Here is a 5,205-nt window from a genome sequence, read left to right on the forward strand (position 1 = left end):
GCGCGATACTGGTCAAGCTCGCGAGGCCGAGCTTCATTCCGATACTGTTCAGTCTCATGTCGAGAACCTTCGCGTTGGGGGCGGTTCGCCTTCTTTTGGGCCGCGCTGAAATCGTCAGTGCGCCTCGGGCGCATCGCCGGCAGCACTACGCCTCACCTCGTGAAACCACGGTTAACATTGGGGTTCTGGAACTACCCCGCGCGGCAAATAGTTACCTGTAATCAGGCAGATACGACGCAAGTCGTGTGCTGAGATGCCTTACGTAGTTGTCCGGATGTCGTCCGCGGGTGCTCGGCCACCGTGCGCCTGGCCGCCGATGAGGCCACGCTGCCGCCATCATGTATTCAGCGGCGGTTCAGCAGCCCGGCGCGCATCATCCCGGCACCACACGATCAAGCGGGATGCGGCGATGCGAACCAACACGGCCGGACGGTGGCGCGCACGAGGATCGGCGATCCTGGGAATCGGCATCGCCGCAATCATCACCAGCGCGGCGGCCCAGGCTGCGGAGATCTCACCCCACGATCTGGCGCTGATCGATCGGTTGACCTGGGGCATCAACGGCTCCAGCGTCGCGCAATTCCAGAAGCTCGGCGCCGCGCGCTGGGTGGATCAGCAACTGCACCCAGCGGCGGACAGCGCGCTGCCGCAGCCGGTCGCCGCGCAGATCGAAGCGATGCCCGATGCGGCCAGCCTGACACCGGCGGCAATCAACGCGTTTCAAGCGCAGGGCAAGGATGCCGATCAGCTCACCGACCCGGAGGCGCGCAAGACTGCCAAGCAGGCGTACCAGCAGGCGCTGAACGACCGCGCCAAGCAGGCGGCGAGCCGGTCGATCCTGCGCGCGCTGTACGCACCCGACCAGCTCCGCGAGCGGATGACCTGGTTCTGGCTGAACCATTTCAACGTCCACCAGAGCAAGGCCGAGCTCCGCCTGCTGGTCGGCGACTATGAGGACCGGGCGATCCGCGCCCATGCGCTCGGCAAGTTCGGCGATCTGTTACGCGCCACGCTGCGGCACCCGGCGATGCTGCGCTATCTCGACAATGCCGGCAATGCCAACGGCCATCTCAATGAGAACTACGCCCGCGAGATCATGGAGCTGCACACCATGGGCGTTGGCAGCGGCTACACCCAGGCCGATGTCGAAGCGCTCGCCAAGATCCTCACCGGCGTCGGCATCGACCTGAAGCCCGAGGATCCGAAGCTGAAGCCCGCGCTGGCCCCGCAGCTGGTCCGCGACGGCGCGTTCGAGTTCAATCCGGCGCGCCACGATTACTCCGACAAGACCTTCCTCGGCCACACCATCCGCGGCAGCGGCTTTGCCGAGGTCGACGAGGCGCTCGACTTGATCGTGCACAATCCGGCGACTGCGCAGCACGTGTCGCGCAAGCTCGCGACCTACTTCGTATCGGACGAGCCGCCGCAATCGCTGATCGACAAGATGGCGAAAGCCTTCACCGCCTCTGATGGCGATATCGCCCAGGTGCTGGCCGCGATGATCGCCGCGCCTGAATTCGATGCGTCGCTGAAGACCGCGGAACGCTTCAAGGATCCGGTCGGCTACGTGTATTCGGCGGTACGGCTCGCTTACGACGACAAGGTCGTGCTCAACACCGTGCCGATCCAGCGCTGGCTCGGCCGGCTCGGCGAAGGGCTGTATCAGCGCCAGACGCCGGATGGCTATCCGCTGACCGCGACCGCCTGGAACGGCCCGGGCCAGATGATGCTGCGGTTCGAGATCGCACGGCAGATCGGTTCCGGCTCGGCGGGATTGTTCAAGCCGGAGCAGGCCGACGCCAAGGATCGCCCGGCGTTTCCACTGCTGCAGAATGCGCTGTATTTCGGCGGGCTCAGCCGGACGCTGAGTTCGACCACGCGCGGCGCGCTCGACCAGGCGATCTCGCCGCAGGATTGGAATACGCTGTTTCTGTCCTCGCCCGAATTCATGGTTCGTCAACGCGCGGAGGCTCCGCATGAACCGTCGTGATCTGCTGAAAGCCGTCGCAGCCCTCGCACCGGCCGCATTGACGACCACGATCGCCGGCCGCGTTTGGGCAGCGCCGGCCACCGACTCCAAGCTGCTGGTCGTGTTCCTGCGCGGTGCTTACGACGCGGCCAACGTGCTGGTGCCGGTATCGAGCAGCTTCTACTACGAGTCCCGGCCGAACCTTGCGATCGCCAAGCCGGACGTCGGCAATCCGAACTCGGCGGTCGCGCTCGATGCCGATTGGGGACTGCATCCGGCGCTGCGCGACAGCTTGGTGCCGCTATGGACGAGCCGCGAGATCGCGTTCGTGCCGTTCGCCGGCACCAGCGACGACACCACCCGCAGTCACTTCGAGACCCAGGACACGATCGAACTCGGGCAATCGACCAAAGGCTCGCGCGACTATCGCTCCGGCTTCATGAGCCGGCTTGCGGCGGAACTGACGCGGGTCAAACCGATCGCCTTCACCGAGCAGCTGCCGCTGATCTTTCGCGGCCAGGCGGAGATCCCGAATATCGCGCTCGGTAATGTCGGCAAGCCCGGCGTCGATGACCGCCAGGCCGAGCTGATCAAGCAGATGTACGCCAAGACCAAGCTCGCGTCCGCAGTGGCCGAAGGCTTTCGGGTGCGCGACGAGGTGGTGAAGTCGATCGCCGACGAGATGACAGAAGCTAATCGCGGTGCGGTGTCGCCGCGCGGCTTCGAGCTGTCGGCGCGCCGGATCGGCCGGCTGATGCGCGAGCAGTTCAACCTCGGTTTTGTCGATGTCGGCGGTTGGGACACCCACGTCAATCAAGGTGCGGCGACCGGTTATCTCGCCGATCGGCTCGGCGAGCTCGGCCGGGCGCTCGCCGGCTTCCGCGAGGAGATCGGGCCGGCGGCCTGGCGCGACAGCGTGGTGGTGGTGATCTCCGAATTCGGCCGCACGTTCCGCGAGAACGGCGATCGCGGCACCGATCATGGCCATGGCAGCGTGTACTGGGTGCTAGGCGGCGGGCTCAATGGCGGCCGCATCGCCGGCGAGCAGATCAAGGTGGCGCAGCCGTCGCTGTTCGAGAACCGCGACTATCCGGTGCTGACCGATTATCGCGCGCTGTTCGCCGGTCTGGTGCAGCGCATGTACGGGCTGGACGCCGCGGCGCTGCAACGGGTCTTCGCCGGCGTGCGTCCGGCCGATCTCGGCTTGGTGTGATCAGCTTCGTGTGGTCAGCGCTTCGCGACTTCCACCGCGGCTTCATTGCGGCGGACGAACGGAAGCGTGAACGGCGCATCGTAGAATAGGCCGTAGGGCGCGCCGACCGGCTGCCATGGCGTCTTGGCGAGCGCGGCGATCAGTTGCTGCTCGCGCTCGCGCAGGTCGCGCCCGGTGCCTGAGAAGCGCAGCGTCGCAATGGTCTGTTCCGGCACGGTGACGATCTGCACCCGCGCGTCGTCGGGCTTCGGCGCAGTCTCGGCCGTGAAGGCCGCCGGCAGGAAGAACCGCATCCGCGTCATGCGGTCCTGCGTCGCGGTTTCGACCGGCGCGGTCATCGCGATCTTCTCCGGCCGTGCTACGTCGACGGGCACGGTCATGGCCACGCGTTCAGAGGCGCCAGAGCCGCCGCGATTGGCGCCGGCGATGTAGTTGAACAGCAGCGTGAAGGCTTGGCCGTCGGCATTGCCGCGGCGCTCGAGATCGACCTCGGCAGCGACCCTCGGCGCATAGCGCCGGATCTCGATTGTGTCGCCCGGCCTGTCCAGCACGGTGTAGGCCGGCTCCTCGTACAGCCGCAGGCCGACGATGCCGAGGACGGATTCGGCGACCAGAACCGTGTAGTACCAGATCGCCGAAGCCATGCTGCCGTCTCCGCGCCGCGCTGTGTTGCGCTCCCTGACGTCAGCTAATCATCGCACGGCCATCGGCAAGGTTTTATGTCGCGCGGTTCCATGTTGTATCGCGGGTGGATGCGATTACCATCGGTGGTCTGTCCAGGCCCAAGGGTGCCGCTGCATGTGCCGGAACATCAAGACGCTGTTCAATTTCGAACCGCCGGCGACCGACGACGAAGTTCGCGCCGCCGCGCTGCAGTTCGTCCGCAAGCTGTCGGGTTTCAATGCGCCGTCGCAGGTCAATGCCGCCGCGTTCGATCGCGCGGTGAGTGAGATCACCGACGTGGCCCGCACGCTGTTGCTGTCGCTGCAGACCCAGGCCGCGCCGCGCGACCGCGAGGTCGAGGCGGTGAAGGCGAGGGAACGATCGCGCGCGCGGTTCGGCTGACCGCGCGGGCTCATCGAACGAGACGGATCACGCAAGCGGCGCGATCAGTCCTTGTGCTTGCGCTTCTTCTTTTTCTTGCCGCCCTCGGCATTGGCCTCGTCGTCGAGCGCGATCTCGGCCTCGGCATTTGCGGCTTCGATCGCGGCAGCGACTTCACGCTCGGCGGCTTCGCGCGCCGCCTGCTCGAGAGCTTCGGCGGCGAGACCCTCTTCGAGCTCGCGGGCTTCGCGGGCGCGCTGCGCTTTGTAGTCTTCGTAGGCGTCGAAGATCAGGTGCAGCCAGGGCATCACCTGCTCGATCGAGGGGAGCGCACCGGCGGGGCCGGGCTCGCCGCGCGGGCCCTGTTCGCCGCGCGGACCTTGCGGGCCTTGCTCACCACGAGGACCTTGCTCGCCACGCGCGCCTTGTTCACCACGGGGACCTTGCGGGCCGGGCTTGCCTTGCGGGCCGATCGGACCGGGCTTGCCATCGGGGCCCGGCTTGCCGGCGACGCCGGGTTTGCCTTGCGGACCGGCCTTGCCCTGCGGGCCTGGCTTGCCGACCGGACCTTGCTTGCCGCGGGGCCCCTCGGGGCCGGGACGGCCCGGATGTCCTTGTGGTCCTGGTCGGCCCGGTTCACCGGGACGTCCGCGCGGGCCTTGCGGCCCCGGGCGTCCGCGGCGGGTGGAGTCAGCTTCAGCCACGCAACGCCCCCAAACGATTCCTGACGGCGTGACTTTACCAGAGCTTGCGTGACGGCTTCAATTCCGCGGCGGTGCAGCGGTGCTTCGCACGAACGCGTGTCGCACGCAGCGACACAGCGCTACTCGGCGGCGTCGCTCCGCGCCACGCTGTCGCTCGGCGCTGCCTTCGGGGCCGCTGCCGCCGGAGCCGGCGATGCTGATTGCGCCGAAGCGGGGGCAGCGTGCGATGCGGGGCCGGCCGCTGACGAGAACACCAGACCGTCGTCCTTGCGGCA

General features: G+C 67.2%; 6 protein-coding genes. 4 read left to right on the forward strand and 2 right to left on the reverse strand.

Annotated elements, in window-relative coordinates; all coding sequences use genetic code 11:
* The 3 genes from DYI24_RS28135 to DYI24_RS20605 form a co-directional block, all read left to right on the forward strand.
* Positions 1–221, forward strand: a 221-nt coding sequence (locus DYI24_RS28135; RefSeq protein ID WP_205523611.1) for a hypothetical protein, incomplete at its 5' end; no start/stop codon positions are given.
* Positions 222–409: 188 nt separating this feature from the next.
* Complete coding sequence (locus DYI24_RS20600) at positions 410–1,990, forward strand: DUF1800 domain-containing protein (RefSeq protein WP_164573640.1); 1,581 nt, start codon at positions 410–412, stop codon at positions 1,988–1,990.
* On the forward strand, positions 1,977–3,182 hold the full coding sequence (locus tag DYI24_RS20605; RefSeq protein WP_164573641.1) for a DUF1501 domain-containing protein: 1,206 nt from the start codon (positions 1,977–1,979) through the stop codon (positions 3,180–3,182). Before DYI24_RS20600 ends, DYI24_RS20605 begins: the two co-directional genes overlap by 14 nt.
* A gap of 14 nt (positions 3,183–3,196) precedes the next feature.
* On the opposite strand, the gene DYI24_RS20610 is transcribed toward DYI24_RS20605, so the two are convergent.
* Positions 3,197–3,826 carry an SOUL family heme-binding protein gene (locus DYI24_RS20610; protein WP_164573642.1) on the reverse strand — a complete coding sequence of 210 codons (630 nt, stop codon included), beginning with the start codon at positions 3,824–3,826 and terminating at the stop codon, positions 3,197–3,199.
* Positions 3,827–3,980: 154 nt separating this feature from the next.
* On the opposite strand from DYI24_RS20610, the gene DYI24_RS20615 reads away from it, so the two are divergent.
* Positions 3,981–4,247: a DUF2277 domain-containing protein gene (locus tag DYI24_RS20615; protein ID WP_164573643.1), complete on the forward strand. Its 267-nt coding sequence runs from the start codon at positions 3,981–3,983 to the stop codon at positions 4,245–4,247.
* Between the two features lie 44 nt (positions 4,248–4,291).
* On the opposite strand, the gene DYI24_RS20620 is transcribed toward DYI24_RS20615, so the two are convergent.
* On the reverse strand, positions 4,292–4,930 hold the full coding sequence (locus DYI24_RS20620) for a collagen-like domain-containing protein (protein WP_164573644.1): 639 nt from the start codon (positions 4,928–4,930) through the stop codon (positions 4,292–4,294).
* Positions 4,931–5,205: the final 275 nt, after the last annotated feature.

Source organism: Rhodopseudomonas sp. BR0C11 (assembly GCF_010820945.1).
Classification (GTDB): domain Bacteria; phylum Pseudomonadota; class Alphaproteobacteria; order Rhizobiales; family Xanthobacteraceae; genus Rhodopseudomonas; species Rhodopseudomonas palustris_H.